This window comes from Pseudomonas sp. 7P_10.2_Bac1 (assembly GCF_025465935.1).
Lineage (GTDB): Bacteria > Pseudomonadota > Gammaproteobacteria > Pseudomonadales > Pseudomonadaceae > Aquipseudomonas.
In genome coordinates this window covers 254,315-268,380 of the sequence record NZ_JANLNV010000059.1, presented here as the reverse complement: position 1 = coordinate 268,380, position 14,066 = coordinate 254,315, and the positions used below count along the sequence as shown (strand labels likewise).

The 14,066-nt window shown below is 60.0% G+C and carries 13 protein-coding genes; 8 read left to right on the top strand and 5 right to left on the bottom strand.

Going from position 1 to position 14,066, the window contains the following annotated elements:
• Positions 1–22: 22 nt before the first annotated feature.
• Positions 23–1,543: an aldehyde dehydrogenase family protein gene (locus NTD86_RS12445; protein WP_262202574.1), complete on the bottom strand. Its 1,521-nt coding sequence runs from the start codon at positions 1,541–1,543 to the stop codon at positions 23–25.
• A 340-nt stretch (positions 1,544–1,883) separates the two neighbouring features.
• Between NTD86_RS12445 and NTD86_RS12440 the strand changes: the two genes are divergently transcribed.
• The 4 genes from NTD86_RS12440 to NTD86_RS12425 all read left to right on the top strand — a co-directional run bounded on the left by NTD86_RS12440 (position 1,884) and on the right by NTD86_RS12425 (position 6,185).
• The gene (locus NTD86_RS12440; protein WP_262202573.1) at positions 1,884–3,791 is read left to right on the top strand and encodes a sigma-54-dependent Fis family transcriptional regulator; all 1,908 of its coding nucleotides are present in this window, start codon (positions 1,884–1,886) and stop codon (positions 3,789–3,791) included.
• Between the two features lie 138 nt (positions 3,792–3,929).
• A complete protein-coding gene (gene mpl, locus NTD86_RS12435) occupies positions 3,930–5,279 on the top strand; it encodes a UDP-N-acetylmuramate:L-alanyl-gamma-D-glutamyl-meso-diaminopimelate ligase (protein WP_262202572.1) in 1,350 nt (449 codons plus the stop codon).
• Positions 5,276–5,905, top strand: coding sequence for a flavin prenyltransferase UbiX (gene ubiX / locus NTD86_RS12430; RefSeq protein ID WP_262202570.1), 630 nt, complete (start codon positions 5,276–5,278; stop codon positions 5,903–5,905). The genes mpl and ubiX overlap by 4 nt, the downstream gene beginning before the upstream one ends.
• Entirely contained in the window at positions 5,898–6,185 is a 288-nt protein-coding gene (locus tag NTD86_RS12425) for a YceK/YidQ family lipoprotein (RefSeq protein ID WP_262202569.1), read from the top strand. The genes ubiX and NTD86_RS12425 overlap by 8 nt, the downstream gene beginning before the upstream one ends.
• Positions 6,186–6,216: 31 nt before the next feature.
• On the opposite strand, the gene NTD86_RS12420 is transcribed toward NTD86_RS12425, so the two are convergent.
• On the bottom strand, positions 6,217–6,858 hold the full coding sequence (locus tag NTD86_RS12420; protein WP_262202567.1) for an oxidoreductase: 642 nt from the start codon (positions 6,856–6,858) through the stop codon (positions 6,217–6,219).
• Between the two features lie 61 nt (positions 6,859–6,919).
• Entirely contained in the window at positions 6,920–8,602 is a 1,683-nt protein-coding gene (locus tag NTD86_RS12415; RefSeq protein ID WP_262202566.1) for a C13 family peptidase, read from the bottom strand.
• A 186-nt stretch (positions 8,603–8,788) separates the two neighbouring features.
• Here NTD86_RS12415 and NTD86_RS12410 point away from each other — a divergent pair, with 186 nt between their 5' ends.
• From NTD86_RS12410 to NTD86_RS12400, 3 genes are read left to right on the top strand one after another with little or no spacing between them, the layout of a single operon-like run.
• Positions 8,789–9,148 carry a CidA/LrgA family protein gene (locus tag NTD86_RS12410; protein ID WP_262202564.1) on the top strand — a complete coding sequence of 120 codons (360 nt, stop codon included), beginning with the start codon at positions 8,789–8,791 and terminating at the stop codon, positions 9,146–9,148.
• Positions 9,145–9,861, top strand: a complete 717-nt coding sequence (locus NTD86_RS12405) for an LrgB family protein (protein WP_262202562.1) — start codon at positions 9,145–9,147, stop codon at positions 9,859–9,861. Before NTD86_RS12410 ends, NTD86_RS12405 begins: the two co-directional genes overlap by 4 nt.
• 10 nt (positions 9,862–9,871) lie before the next feature.
• Positions 9,872–10,462 (top strand): LON peptidase substrate-binding domain-containing protein, encoded by a 591-nt coding sequence (locus tag NTD86_RS12400; RefSeq protein WP_262202560.1) that lies wholly within the window; start codon positions 9,872–9,874, stop codon positions 10,460–10,462.
• A gap of 55 nt (positions 10,463–10,517) precedes the next feature.
• On the opposite strand, the gene NTD86_RS12395 is transcribed toward NTD86_RS12400, so the two are convergent.
• Both NTD86_RS12395 and NTD86_RS12390 read right to left on the bottom strand, forming a co-directional pair.
• Positions 10,518–11,834: a bifunctional DedA family/phosphatase PAP2 family protein gene (locus NTD86_RS12395; protein WP_262202558.1), complete on the bottom strand. Its 1,317-nt coding sequence runs from the start codon at positions 11,832–11,834 to the stop codon at positions 10,518–10,520.
• 104 nt (positions 11,835–11,938) lie between these two features.
• The gene (locus NTD86_RS12390; protein ID WP_262202556.1) at positions 11,939–12,616 is read right to left on the bottom strand and encodes a DNA-3-methyladenine glycosylase; all 678 of its coding nucleotides are present in this window, start codon (positions 12,614–12,616) and stop codon (positions 11,939–11,941) included.
• 176 nt (positions 12,617–12,792) lie between these two features.
• On the opposite strand from NTD86_RS12390, the gene NTD86_RS12385 reads away from it, so the two are divergent.
• On the top strand, positions 12,793–14,064 hold the full coding sequence (locus NTD86_RS12385; RefSeq protein ID WP_262202554.1) for a glutamate-5-semialdehyde dehydrogenase: 1,272 nt from the start codon (positions 12,793–12,795) through the stop codon (positions 14,062–14,064).
• Positions 14,065–14,066: the final 2 nt, after the last annotated feature.

The following is a 14,066-nucleotide window of genomic DNA, read 5'->3' as shown; positions in this document are numbered from 1 at the left end:
TCGCTCCTACAGGGTAGGGCGGTTAAAAGAAGCCCAGCGGGTTGATGTCGTAGCTCACCAGCAGGTTTTTGGTCTGCTGATAATGATCGAGCATCATCTTGTGGGTTTCACGGCCGACACCGGACTTTTTGTAGCCGCCGAACGCGGCGTGCGCCGGGTACAGGTGGTAGCAGTTGGTCCACACGCGACCGGCCTTGATGGCACGGCCTACGCGGTAGGCGCGGTTGATGTCGCGGGTCCACAAGCCGGCACCCAGGCCGAACTCGGTGTCGTTGGCAATCGCCAGCGCTTCGGCTTCATCCTTGAAGGTGGTGATACTGACCACCGGGCCAAAGATTTCTTCCTGGAACACGCGCATTTTGTTGGTGCCCTTGAGCAGGGTCGGCTGGATGTAATAGCCGGTCGACAGGTCGCCTTCGAGCTTGGCCACCTGGCCGCCGGTCAGCAGTTCTGCACCTTCTTTTTTAGCGATCTCCAGGTAGGACAGGATCTTGTCGAATTGCTGCTCGGACGCCTGGGCGCCGACCATGGTGTCAGTGTCCAGTGGGTCGCCACGCTTGATCGACTCGACTTTCTTCATGACAACTTTCATGAAGTCGTCGTAGATCGACTCCTGAATCAGGGCGCGTGACGGGCAGGTACACACTTCGCCCTGGTTGAAGAACGCCAGCACCAGACCTTCGGCAGCCTTCTCAATAAAGGTCGGCTCGGCCTGCATGATGTCCGCGAAGAAAATGTTCGGAGACTTGCCGCCCAGCTCTACGGTCGACGGGATGATGTTCTCGGCCGCGCATTTCATGATGTGCGAGCCCACTGGCGTCGAGCCGGTGAAGGCGATTTTGGCGATGCGCTTGCTGGTGGCCAGTGCTTCGCCCGCTTCCTTGCCGAAACCTTGCACCACGTTCAGCACGCCCGGTGGCAGCAGATCGCCGATCAGCTCCATCAGCACGGTGATGCTCAGTGGGGTTTGCTCGGCCGGTTTGAGCACGATGCAGTTACCGGCGGCCAGCGCCGGGGCGAGTTTCCAGGCGGCCATCAGCAGCGGGAAGTTCCACGGGATGATCTGGCCGACCACGCCCAGCGGCTCGTGGATGTGATACGCCACAGTGTTGCCATCAATCTCTGCCGCGCTGCCTTCTTGTGCACGAATGCACCCGGCGTAGTAGCGGAAGTGGTCGGCTGCCAGCGGCACGTCGGCGTTCAGGGTTTCACGCACAGCTTTGCCGTTGTCCCAGGTTTCGGTCACGGCCAGCAGTTCGAGGTTTTGTTCAATGCGGTCAGCGATTTTCAGCAGCACCAGCGAGCGCGCCTGCACAGAGGTCGCGCCCCAGGCATCAGCGGCAGCGTGGGCGGCATCCAGGGCTTTTTCGATGTCTTCGGCAGTGGAGCGGGGGAATTCTGCGATGGCCTTGCCGTTGACCGGCGAGGTGTTGGTGAAGTACTGGCCTTTGACCGGTGCCACGAATTCGCCGCCGATGTAGTTACCGTAGCGGCCCTTGAATGTGATGACCGAGCCTTCAGTACCGGGTTGTGCGTAACGCATGGAATGTCTCCTGGCTTTATTTTGCTTATGGGAGGACGCGCTATGGCGCTGCCCAATAAGGGAGCAAAGGCTGGGCCAATATGTTGCAACCCTTGTGGCGTGGGGGGTGAGTGCTGTTAAAGGGGCTTGTTGGACGGGCGGGTGTGACAGCGCTGGTACAACATACGGGACATTTTGTGTCAAAAATGGCACATCCCATGACCGATGAGTCAGTTCGAGATTGCAATGAGCGGTGCTCAAGAGGATGCTGGGTCTTCGGTTTGGACTGGTTCTCATTCGTTGCAGGCGTTGTTTTTTGTCTGTCAGTGAGATCGTCGTGACAGAGCGGAGAACAATAAAAATGCACAGTACCGATTTAAATCGGCACGCCCGACAAGTCATCAATGTCATTCAGGGCCGCCCGCAGGGGTGCGACCCTTCCATCCTTCGCTCCTGGCAACGCTGCCTGGAGGACTACCACCTCGACCCCGCGCAGAACGTCGCCCCCACGGTGCTTGAGCACAGTCGTATCCTGGAAGGGCGCGAACGTTTGCAGCAGGTGCTGCACATCGCCGGGCATGAAATGAACAGCCTGCACCAGCAGTTGTCGGGTGCCGGGCATGCGGTGCTGTTGACCGATGCCCGCGGGGTGATCCTCAACTGCATCACTGCGCCCACGGAGCGTAAAGTCTTCGAGCATGCCGGGTTGTGGCTCGGCGCTGACTGGAGCGAGGCCCGCGAAGGCACCAACGGCATCGGCACCTGCCTGGTAGAACGTCAGGCCCTGAGTATTTATCAGGGTGAGCATTTTCGCGGCCGCCACACCGGCCTGACGTGTTCGGCGAGCCCTGTATTTGACCCGCACGGTGAACTGTTGGCCGTGCTGGACGTGTCTTCGGCACGCCATGAAGCTTCGCGTCAGAGCCAGTTCCACACCATGGCGCTGGTGAATCTGTCGGCCAAAACCATCGAAAGCAGTTACTTCCTCAGCCAATACGAGCATCAATGGTTGCTGCGTTTTCACGTGCAGGCCGAATCGGTAGGGCTGTTCAGTGAAGGGTTGCTGGCGTTTGATGGCGACGGGGTGATCTGTGGGGTTAATCAAAGCGGCCTGAACCTGCTCGGGCAGACGCGCAGCCACTTGCTCGGGCAAGGCGTGGACAGCGTGTTCGATTGCGCCCGTGATGAACTGTTCGCCCGCGCAAGCACGCACGCCAGCGCCAGTTGGCCATTGCGTACCCGGGATGGCCGTCGCTTGTTTGCTGCGCTGCGCGGCCAGCCGCGTTCGGTGCCGGTGTTTGTGGCGCCTGCCCCAGAGCCGGTTCGCCCGCCCTTGGGCGGCATCTGCCTGGGTGATGAGGCGCTGCAAAATGATTTCCGCCGTGCGCTGCGGGTGTTTGAGCGTGACGTGCCGTTGTTGATCAACGGCGAAACCGGCTCGGGCAAAGAAGCATTCGCCAAGGCTGTGCACCAAGCCAGCCAGCGAGCCGATAAACCGTTCGTGGCGCTTAACTGTGCGTCGATCCCCGAGAGCCTGATCGAAAGCGAGCTGTTCGGCTATCGCGGCGGCAGTTTTACCGGGGCGCGTAAAGAGGGGATGCAGGGCAAGTTGCAACAGGCCCATGGTGGCACGTTGTTTCTGGATGAAATCGGAGACATGCCGCTGGTGCTGCAAACCCGTCTACTAAGAGTGCTGGAGGACCGCGTCGTCGTACCGATTGGCGGCGAGCCGCAAGCGGTCGATGTCAGGATTGTCAGTGCCACCCACCGTCAGCTGCTGGAACGTGTGGCGGATGGCAGTTTCCGTGAAGACTTGTACTACCGCCTCAATGGCCTGGAAGTGGGCTTGCCGGCGTTACGCGATCGCACTGACAAGTCGCAGTTGCTGGACTTTTTACTGGCGCAGGAGGCGGATGGGCAGCCACTTGCGATCAACCCGACGGCGCGTCAGGCGTTGCTGGAGTTTCAATGGCCAGGCAACGTGCGGCAACTGCGCAATGTACTGCGGACCTTGGCCGCCCTGTGCGAAGACGGCGTCATTGAGTTCGACGAATTGCCGGTGGCCATTCGTCAGGTGCCGGTCAAACCGACAACACCGGGCGCCGACCGCCCACTGGAAGACGCCGAGAAACTGGCCTTGCTGGCGGCATTGGAACAACAGCGCTGGCACATGACTCAAACTGCCGCGCAATTGGGTATCAGCCGCAATACGCTCTATAGAAAGCTGCGCAAGCATGGGGTTAAAGCAGCGGCAAGCGCCAAGCTGTAAGCAGCAAGTAAAAGCAGGGTAGAGCTAAGCCAGGGCGGGTACCTCGACCGCTCTGGCTTTTTCTTGTCGCTTGAAGCTTGCCGCTTGCAGCTCGCTACTTAAAAACCTACCCTTCGCCGATGATTTACGAGGTCGACTATGCATATTCATATTCTTGGTATTTGCGGCACTTTCATGGGTTCGCTGGCGGTGTTGGCCAAAGAACTGGGCCATCACGTCACCGGTTCTGACGCTAACGTCTACCCGCCGATGAGCACCCAGCTGCAAGCTCAAGGCATTGAATTGACTCAAGGCTACGACCCGCAACAGCTCGATCCAGCCCCGGATCTGATCGTCATCGGCAATGCATTGTCGCGGGGCAACCCGGCGGTTGAGTACGTGCTCAATAAAGGCCTGCCGTATGTGTCCGGCCCGCAATGGCTGGCCGATCACGTGCTGCAAGGGCGCTGGGTGCTGGCCGTGGCCGGTACGCACGGCAAGACCACCACCAGCAGCATGCTGGCCTGGGTGCTGGAACACGCGGGCATGGCGCCGGGCTTCCTGATCGGTGGTGTGCCACAGAACTTTGCCGTGTCGGCCCGTTTGGGCGATACGCCGTTCTTCGTGGTGGAAGCCGATGAATACGACAGCGCCTTCTTCGACAAACGCTCAAAATTTGTTCACTACCGCCCGCGCACCGCGATCCTCAACAACCTTGAGTTTGATCACGCGGACATCTTCCCGGATCTGCCAGCGATTGAGCGGCAATTCCACCATTTGGTGCGCACCATCCCAAGTGAAGGCCTGGTAATACACCCGACCACTGAGCCAGCGTTGCAGCGTGTGATCGAAATGGGCTGCTGGACACCAGTGCAAACCACCGGCGAAGGCGGCCAGTGGCAAGCCAGGCTGCTAAGCGAAGACGGTTCGCGCTTTGAAGTGCTGTTTGAAGGCGTGGTGCAGGGCACGGTTGAGTGGGACATGACCGGCCAGCACAACGTTGCCAACGCCTTGGCGACCCTGGCGGCGGCTCGCCATGTGGGCGTGGTGCCGAGCATGGCAATCGACGGTTTGAGTGCATTTAAAAGCGTGAAACGTCGCATGGAAAAAGTCGCCGAAGTCCACGGCATTACCATTTACGACGATTTCGCTCACCATCCGACGGCGATTGCCACCACCCTGGATGGCTTGCGTAAACGTATTGGCGACGCACCGCTGATCGCTGTCATTGAGCCGCGCTCCAACTCCATGAAGCTCGGTGCTCACCGCGACGGCTTGCCGGGCAGTGTGACCCTGGCCGACCACGTGGTCTGGTACGCGCCACCGAACCTGGGCTGGGACCTGGCCGCGACGGTGGCATCGAGCCCAGTGCCAACGCGGGTCTGCGATTCACTGGAGGCCATCATTGCTGACGTCAAAGCCCAGGCCAAGCCGGGCACCCACGTGGTGATCATGAGCAACGGCGGCTTCGGCGGCCTGCATGGCAAGTTGGCGGAAGCGCTGCAATGAGCGGCCCGGAGCGCATTACTCTGGCCGTGACCGGCGCCTCAGGCATGCCCTACGCGTTGCGCCTGCTTGATTGTCTGGTGCGGGAAGATCGCGAGGTGCACTTCCTGATTTCCAAGGCCGCGCAACTAGTCATGGCGACAGAAACTGACGTCAACCTGCCGGCCAAGCCCCAGGCGATGCAGACCTTTCTGACCGAGTACACAGGCGCCGCCGCTGGGCAGATTCGTGTTTATGGCAAGGAAGACTGGATGTCGCCGGTGGCTTCAGGGTCCGGTGCGCCAGCGGCGATGGTGGTGGTGCCGTGTTCCACAGGCACTTTGTCAGCGATTGCTACCGGGGCTTGCAATAACCTGATTGAGCGGGCCGCGGATGTGACGCTCAAAGAGCGTCGCCAACTGATCCTGGTGCCTCGTGAGGCGCCGTATTCCAGTATCCACCTGGAAAACATGCTCAAACTGTCGAATATGGGCGCGATCATCCTGCCTGCATCCCCTGGCTTTTATCATCAGCCGCAGACCATTGATGACCTGGTGGACTTCATGGTTGCGCGCATTCTCAACCTGCTTAACATCCCGCAAGACATGCTCCCGCGTTGGGGCGAGCACCATGTGGGCGGCGATGAATAAGACGCTGCTGGGCGTGTTGATGCTTTTGCAGCTCGGCGGTTGTGCCAGTGTTCGAACGCTGGACGCCGCCAAGCCAGGCGCGCCGATTGTGTATTCAGGCACGCGCCTGGATTGGTATGCGCTGCAGGGCGGGTGCTGTGCGCCAGAGCGATTTGGTGCACAAGCCCCGAGCTATCCGGGGCTGGACCTGCCGGCCAGTGCATTGCTGGATACGCTGTTGTTGCCGTTGTCCGTGTTGACGGTGATAGGTATCGGGTTTCAGGCCAGCGGCGGTATTTGAAAAGCCCTGCTCAGGGCTTTGGCGCATCGGGTTACTTGCCCAGCTTGCGCAATTCATCCGACTCAACCACCCGCACGCCGCTCTGCTCTTCCAATGCCAGACGCCATACGGCGCGGGCCAGTTCGCAGGCTTCAATACCGTGGTATTTGCCCGGGATCAGTTTGGACAGCGTGCCCGCGATTTTTTCTACGGGGCGTTCTTCCTGACGCTCACCGATCAATAGCGAAGGACGGGCGATGGTCAGTTGCGGCCAGCCTTGGGCGCGCAATGATTGCTCCATCTCACCTTTGACCCGGCTATAGAACACCGAGGATTTGGGGTCGGCGCCGATCGCGCTAATCACGATCAGGTGCTTGGCCCCCATGTCCAGGGCGCGCTTGGCAAAGGCCACGACCATGTCGTGATCCACGGCACGGAAAGCTTCTTCCGAACCTGCCTGCTTGATGGTGGTGCCCAGGCAACAGAAGGCCACATCGACAGGGCCGCTGAGTTGGGGCAAAAACACGACAGGATCACCCACCGGGTTTTCCAGTTTCGGGTGCTTGGCCAGCGGCTTGCGCGAAGGCGCTAGTACGCGTTCGATGGTGGGCTCGTTGAGCAGGCGGTCGAGCAAGAGCTCACCGGTCAGGCCGGTGGCCCCCGCGAGCAAGATGTGCTGAGGCGTCAAGTACATGCGAGTTCTCCCTTGATACATTCAGCTTAGTCCTTCTTTGTGGGCTTGCTGTTCAACAGATTTAATGCAGTGCCTGTTTGGCTTGCTGCTGGCGCAGGCGTTGCCAGTGGTTCAGCACGCCTTTTGGAGCCCACATTTGCGGTTCAGAGGCTTCGTAGCCATCAGTCTGCTCACGCTCTGCGATGGACTCCTTGGCCAGTTTGAAGGCTTTTTTCAGGTCGTCGGTCTGGTTCAGCGCCTGGGCGAACAAGGCATTGCCGAAATAAGTGAAATCGGCTTCTTCCGAGCAGCCAAACGACACACGGTCCTCGCGAGAGGCGGTCATGATCAGGGTTCTGTCATCTTTGAGCGCCGGTATGAAACCACCCGAATAGCAGGATGAAATCACGATGATCTTGTCACGGTTTTTCAGCGGCTCGAGGGCGGCGGCGAGTTCATCGGCGGGCAGGTCAGCCAACTCCAGGCGCGGCTGGTCGAGTACCAGCTCATGCTCTTGGGTGCCGTGGCTGGTCAGGTAGATAAACACCAGGTCTTCCGGCCCGGTGCGCTCCGCCAGGGTTTTGGCTGCGCGGTGCAGGTTTTCACGGGTGGCCATGGGGCGGTCCATCAAGTGGTCGCGATGGTTGACCAGGGTGATGTGGCCACGGCTGCCGAAACGGCTGGCGAGCATGTCAGTCACGTAGTCGGCTTCACGCATGAAAACGCTTTGTTTGCCGTCGCCCGCTACGACCAGGCTGTACAGCTCAATGGCTGGCGTGGAGGGCGGGACCGCCTGCAGCGCCTGGTTCAGCAACTCGCCCTGGTTGAGCAGGCCCAGTTCCAGCGAGTCGGGCAGCAGCTCGCCTTTGGCGTCGCGAACCCGCTGGCCATTGATCCAAAAACCGCTTTCGACGGTTCCGTCACTGGAGGTCAGCGTACCGTTGCCCTGGTACGTGTCGGCGGCAAAGTCGCCAATGTAGGTGCTGCCATCGGTCATGCTCAAATGGCCGGGGCCATTGAAGCGCCATTCGTTGAACATGCCGCGGTAGTGACTGCCGTCGACGCCGATCAACTCGCCCTTGCCCGACAGCGCGCCGTCTTTGAAATCGCCGATCCAGACGTCGCCGTCGGCATTTTCATAGCGGCCTTTACCGTTCAACTGGTTATTTTTGAAGCCGCCGGCGTACTGGTCGCCGTCAGCACTGTTGAATGTACCGTTGCCTTCGAGCTGGCCGTTGACGAAGTGCCCGCTGAATTCATTGCCGGTGGAATCGCTGCGCTTGCCTTCGCCGTTGGGCTTGCCGTTGGCGAACTGGCCCACATATTGGCTGCCGTCGTCCAGCTCCAGGTGCCCGAGCCCCGAGTATTCGTCGTCGTGGAATTCGCCGCGATAGCTCATGCTGCCTTCTTTGAGCGTGCCTTCACCTTCGCGTCGGCCGTTCTTGAAGCCCCCCACATAGCTGCTGTTATGGGTGCTCAGGCTGCCTTGCCCATTGAACAGGCCCAGCTCGAAATAGCCGATATAGACCTCGCCGCTGCTGCCGTGCCACTCGCCCTGGCCGTGCCATTGGCCATTTTTGAACTGGCCTGCGTACCAACTGCCGTTCGGGTAGTCGATACGGCCCTGGCCTTGCAGCAACCCATTGACCACTTCACCCCGGTAACGGCCGCCGTCGGGCAGGCGTGCGTCAGGCGGCAATAGCGATTCGCCATCACCGCAGGCCGTCAAAAGCAGGGTTAAAGCAAGGGGAGCAAGTGGGCGCATAGCGGGATCCGGATAGTTAGGCTGCCGAGTATGCCGAAGCAAAAAAAGCTGTCTATAGGGGCAGATGAAACATGCGCAGATATTCCGTTTTTCAGTACAGGTGGTAGCGGACTCTGCTGCGCTTGGGCGAGGTTTGCCATGTCATGCTTATAATGCGGCGCGCAAACAGATCGCTGGAGAGATGACATGTTGTTACGCGGCCTGACCTGGCTGGTGCTGTTTCAATTGCTGGGCACCGCCCTCAACCACCTGTTCATTGCGGTACTGCCCGGCCCGATTATCGGCCTGTTGCTGTTACTGGTGTACTTGCTGGTGTGTGGCGAGGTCAGCGAGTCCTTGAATGAAGCGGCGAAAGGCCTGTTGCGTTACTTGCCCCTGCTATTGGTGCCGCCCGCGGTGGGCGTCATGGTCTATGCCGCCGACATTGCCGCTGATTTCTGGGCCATTGCCGGGGCATTGGTCTTGTCGCTGCTGCTCTCGATGGCCTTTGTCGGCGTATTGATGCAGCGCATGGTCAAGTCACAGGCAGCCAAGGAGCGATCATGAGCGTCGAGTGGCAAGGCGCCTGGCAGTCGGTTATCCATCATCCGTTGTTTGGCATCGGCATTACCCTGGGGGCTTATCAACTGGTACTCGCCGGTTACGAGAAAACGCGCTGGATCTTTCTGCAGCCGGTGCTGGCCAGCATGCTGTTGGTGATCGGGGTGTTGGTCAGTTGCGGGCTGGCCTATGACGAATACCGTAAAAGTACTGAAATCCTGACCATCCTGTTGGGCCCGGCGACGGTGGCGCTGGCGGTGCCGCTTTACTTGAATCTGCGGCGAATCCGCCAGCTGTTCTGGCCTATTTTTACTACGCTGGTGATAGGCGGGGTGTTGGCGACCGTATTGGGCGTGCTGCTGGCCTGGTGGTTTGGTGCTGAGCGCATGATGCTGATGACCCTGGCGCCCAAGTCGGTGACCTCACCGATTGCCATGCTGGTCGCGGAGCAGATCGGCGGCGTTGCCGCACTGGCGGCGGTGTTTGTATTGATCACTGGGGTGATTGGGGCCATTTTCGGCCCGGCCCTGTTGAACTTGCTCAAGGTCCACAGCCCTGAGGCGCGCGGCATGGCGCTGGGCATGACGGCCCACGCAGTGGGCACTTCGGTGGCCCTGCACGAAGGTGAAGAGGCAGGTGCTTTTGCGGCATTGGCAATGAGTTTAATGGGCGTAGGCACGGCGGTATTTTTGCCGCTGGCCGTGACCCTCGTGGTGTAAGGAGGGTTGTATGAAGTTGCCATTGTTCCCCTTGAGTACGGTGCTCTTCCCGGGCTGCGTACTGGACCTGCAAGTGTTTGAGGCCCGTTACCTGGACATGATTGCCCGTTGCATGAAGCAAGGCACCGGGTTTGGAGTGGTGTGCATCCTGGACGGCAGTGAAACCGGCGACGCTGAACCTGATATCGCCGGGATCGGCTGTGAAGCGCGGGTGAGTGATTTCCAGAAACAGGAAAACGGCTTGCTGGGGATTCGCATTGAGGGCGGGCGGCGCTTTGAAGTGTTGAGCACTGAGTTGCAGCGTGACCACCTGCTGGTGGCCGAAGTGGACTGGCTGGATGAGATCCCGGAGCAACCTTTGCAGGAAGAGGATCTAGACCTCCTGGCCTTGCTCAAAACGTTGGCCGAGCACCCGATGGTCGCGGCGTTGAACATGAATACCGAGGTCACGGGTCAGCAGTCATTGGCCAACCAGTTGGCGTACCTGCTGCCTTTTGCTGAAGAGGACAAGATTGACTTGCTGCAGGTCGACGACCCGCAGCAGCGTCTGGATGGCATTCAAGCCCTGCTCGAAGAGATGCAGGGCGAGATGCTTAATTGAACGGTGTTCTTTAAGGGGCAAAAGATCGCGAGGCAAGCTCGCTTCTACAGGCTCCTTAATAGGCGTAGCGCAGCAATTCTTTGGACAAGTGGCTGAGCATGAAGAAGCCATACAGCGCTGCGCACGACGGCAGGATCATCCACCAGACTTTGACCGGGACTGGCTCCAGCACCATATAGCGCTGGGTCAAGGCCAGGGCGAAGGCGTTGGCGGTGATGGCCAGGAACGCGCCTGCCATGATGTCCGTTGGCCAGTGAGCGCCCAGATAAATCCGTGACATGGCCACGGTCATGGCCAGCAAACAGCCGATCAGCACGCAGGTAATGCGCATGCGTTGCGGTTTTTCACGGCCCGCCAGAATCGCCAGGGCTAAAAAGAATGCAAAAGAGCCAGAACTGTGGCCGCTGGGCATGCTGTAGCTGGTCAGCGGGTCGAGCAGCACTTCAGGGCGCATGCGCGCGAAGAAGTGCTTGGTGGCGGTGTTGGCAATGGCGGTGAACAGCGTGACCCCGCCAAAGAAGATCAAGGCACGCCATTGCTTGTTGAAGAACAGCAGCGTACACACCAGCGCCGCGGCCAGCAGTTGCGTGCGGAAGTTGCCGATCTGCGTCACCAGCACGGCCAGCGTGTCCATGGTGCTGCTGCGATGCTCTTGCAACAGGGTGCTGATGCCCTGATCGAACGCGGTCATGTGGGAATAGCCGAAGAACACCGCGATCAGCAGTGCCAGGCTCAGGGTGCCGATCATTAGCGTGGCTTTGGGCTGGCGACGCACGTTGGCGTGGATGCTCAGCCCGAGCAGGGCGGCAATGCTGACAGCAACGATGGCGGCTTGAGGCCAGAAGTCTTCAGGCAGCGGCAAGCGAATCGCCGCTCCGGTAGCCCAGCCCGGCAACAGGTACGCGATGGACCAGCCAGCACCCGCCAGCAGACTGACGAGGATAAAGCGCGGCACTGGCATGTCGCACATCCCGGCAACCATCGGCAGCATGGGGCGCAGCGGGCCAATGAAGCGACCGACGATCAGGCTGACAATGCCGTAGCGTTGAAAGTAACTCTCTGCGCCGGTCATCCATTGCGGGTGGGTACGCAGCAAGGGCAAGCGGCGGATATTTTGGTGGAAGCGTCTGCCCAGTGCGTAAGACAGAACGTCGCCCAGCAGGCCGCCCAAAAAGCCCAGCAGCAGGGTCTGGCCCAGTGACAAGGCGCCACTGCCGGCCAGTACTGCGATTGCAAATAACAGCACCGTGCCCGGGATGATGATGCCGGCAATCGCCAGACATTCCAGACACGCGACGATAAAGACCGCCAGCCCGAGCCATTGCGGGTTGGTGGTGAGCCAACTGGTAACGCTATCGAGCCATGGGCCCATGTTTCAATTTCCTTTTGTTTTTTGCAGAGGATCAACACCCTTGTAGGAGCGAGCTTGCCTCGCGATCTTTAGATCTGTTGAAAGATCGCGAGGCAAGCTCGCTTCTACAAGAGGGCGGTGTTTTCTAAAACGAGGTAATCCTGCCCCTCAACCTGCCCGCGACGCAGCGGGTTGCGGGTGCAGTACGCGGCGTAATCCGCGTCGACAAAGCGATACATCAAATGTTCGTCACGACCGTGAGGGATACCCAGGCGGGTGGTCTGCACGATATGTGACGGTCGCTCTCTGACGTCATCTACCCACAATCGTTCGCGATCGAAACGCTTGGCGTCCCACTCGCGTACTTTCAGGCCCAGTGCCTTGCACAGCAGCGTCTGCCCTGCGCAGAGCTTTTGCTCGGGGCGCGGTCGGCCCTGTGCATCGGGGTTGTTGAGCTGCATAAGCGCCAGGCTGGTGGGGCCGGACAGCTCGTCGACCCAGGGGTAGGCCGATTTGATCAGCACGGCGTTGCCGGGGCCTTGGGCGCTGAAGTTCAGCGAATCGCCGCCACGGGCGTAGTACATATAAATGTGCCCACCATCCAGAAACAAAGCCTTACGTTTTTCTGTGTAGCCCAGCGAGGCATGGCTGCCTTTTTCGGCGCAGTAATAGGCTTCAGTCTCGATAATCCGGGCGCTCAGCCACACCCCGTCGATGCGGTGGCGAATGACTTTGCCCAACAGTTCGCGCGCGACAAGCTGGGCGTCGCGGTTGAAAAAGGCATCAGGCAGCTGGTTAGGCATCGTCGGGACGGTCGTAAGATGGCAGAAAAGTTACAGATCATAGCAAGTTGTGCTTAATCCGGGCTGAACAGAGGCTATTTGCCGTCCATTTCGACCATCCGCCTGTCACCGCTGTGCGTGAGACGGCGGGACCGCTATAATCGGCCGCTTTCCTCTCTGCCAAGACCATTGAGACCATGACTGAGTCCGTTCTTGACTACATGACCCGCCTGGGTCGCGCTGCGCGTGAAGCCTCCCGAGTGATCGGCAGTGCCAGCACCGCGCAGAAAAACCGTGCCTTGCAAGGTGCTGCGTCCGCATTGGACGCTGCCCGCGAGGAACTGACTGCCGCCAACCAACTGGACCTGGCCGCCGGCCGGGCCAACGGCCTCGAGCCCGCGATGCTGGAGCGCCTCGCGCTGACCCCGGCACGCATCGACAGCATGATCGTCGGCTTGCGCCAAGTGGCCAGTCTGCCGGACCCCATCGGTGCCATTCGTGACATGAGCTACCGTCCATCGGGGATTCAGGTCGGTAAAATGCGCGTCCCCCTGGGTGTAGTCGGGATCATCTACGAGTCGCGGCCGAACGTGACCATCGACGCGGCCAGCCTGTGTCTGAAGTCCGGCAACGCCACTATCCTGCGCGGCGGCTCCGAGGCCATTCACTCCAACCGCGCGATTGCGACCTGTATCCAGCGAGGTCTGGCCGAGGCCGGGCTGCCGCCGGCGGTGGTGCAAGTGGTTGAAGTCACTGACCGTGCCGCCGTGGGGGCCTTGATCACCATGCCTGAATACGTCGACGTGATCGTGCCGCGTGGCGGCAAGGGCTTGATCGAGCGCGTGAGCCGTGATGCGCGGGTGCCGGTCATCAAGCACCTGGACGGTATTTGCCACGTCTATGTCAGCGCCCATGCCGATCTGGCCAAGGCCCAGCGTATTGCCTTCAATGCCAAAACCTACCGGTATGGTATTTGCGGCGCGATGGAAACCCTGCTGGTCGACCAGGCTGTGGCGGCGCAATTCCTGCCAGCCATGGCTGAACAATTTCGCGCCAAGGGCGTCGAACTGCGTGGCTGCGAACGCACCCAGGCGCTGATTGACGTGGTTGCGGCGACAGAAGAAGACTGGCACACCGAGTACCTGGCGGCCATCTTGTCGATCCGCATCGTTGATGGGCTGGACCAGGCGATTGAGCACATCAATCACTACGGCTCGCACCACACCGATTCGATCGTTACCGAGCATGTGGGTGAGAGCCGGCGTTTCATGGCTGAAGTCGACTCCAGTTCGGTCATGCTCAACGCTCCGACCTGCTTCGCTGATGGATTTGAATACGGATTGGGTGCTGAAATCGGCATTTCTACTGATAAGCTGCACGCCCGCGGCCCGGTCGGCCTCGAAGGCCTGACCTGCGAGAAGTACATCGTGGTCGGTGATGGCCAGTTGCGCGGCCAGGAGCCGAGCTGACT

What these genes read in the sequence shown, in the direction of transcription:
- NTD86_RS12395 (WP_262202558.1), bottom strand. Translation starts at nt 11,834, where the DNA reads ATGGGCCCATGGCTCGATAGCGTTACCAGTTGGCTCACCACCAACCCG.
- NTD86_RS12445 (WP_262202574.1), bottom strand. Translation starts at nt 1,543, where the DNA reads ATGCGTTACGCACAACCCGGTACTGAAGGCTCGGTCATCACATTCAAG.
- mpl (WP_262202572.1), top strand. Translation starts at nt 3,930, where the DNA reads ATGCATATTCATATTCTTGGTATTTGCGGCACTTTCATGGGTTCGCTG.
- NTD86_RS12440 (WP_262202573.1), top strand. Translation starts at nt 1,884, where the DNA reads ATGCACAGTACCGATTTAAATCGGCACGCCCGACAAGTCATCAATGTC.
- NTD86_RS12420 (WP_262202567.1), bottom strand. Translation starts at nt 6,858, where the DNA reads ATGTACTTGACGCCTCAGCACATCTTGCTCGCGGGGGCCACCGGCCTG.
- NTD86_RS12405 (WP_262202562.1), top strand. Translation starts at nt 9,145, where the DNA reads ATGAGCGTCGAGTGGCAAGGCGCCTGGCAGTCGGTTATCCATCATCCG.
- NTD86_RS12390 (WP_262202556.1), bottom strand. Translation starts at nt 12,616, where the DNA reads ATGCCTAACCAGCTGCCTGATGCCTTTTTCAACCGCGACGCCCAGCTT.
- NTD86_RS12415 (WP_262202566.1), bottom strand. Translation starts at nt 8,602, where the DNA reads ATGCGCCCACTTGCTCCCCTTGCTTTAACCCTGCTTTTGACGGCCTGC.
- NTD86_RS12385 (WP_262202554.1), top strand. Translation starts at nt 12,793, where the DNA reads ATGACTGAGTCCGTTCTTGACTACATGACCCGCCTGGGTCGCGCTGCG.
- NTD86_RS12400 (WP_262202560.1), top strand. Translation starts at nt 9,872, where the DNA reads ATGAAGTTGCCATTGTTCCCCTTGAGTACGGTGCTCTTCCCGGGCTGC.
- NTD86_RS12410 (WP_262202564.1), top strand. Translation starts at nt 8,789, where the DNA reads ATGTTGTTACGCGGCCTGACCTGGCTGGTGCTGTTTCAATTGCTGGGC.
- NTD86_RS12425 (WP_262202569.1), top strand. Translation starts at nt 5,898, where the DNA reads ATGAATAAGACGCTGCTGGGCGTGTTGATGCTTTTGCAGCTCGGCGGT.
- ubiX (WP_262202570.1), top strand. Translation starts at nt 5,276, where the DNA reads ATGAGCGGCCCGGAGCGCATTACTCTGGCCGTGACCGGCGCCTCAGGC.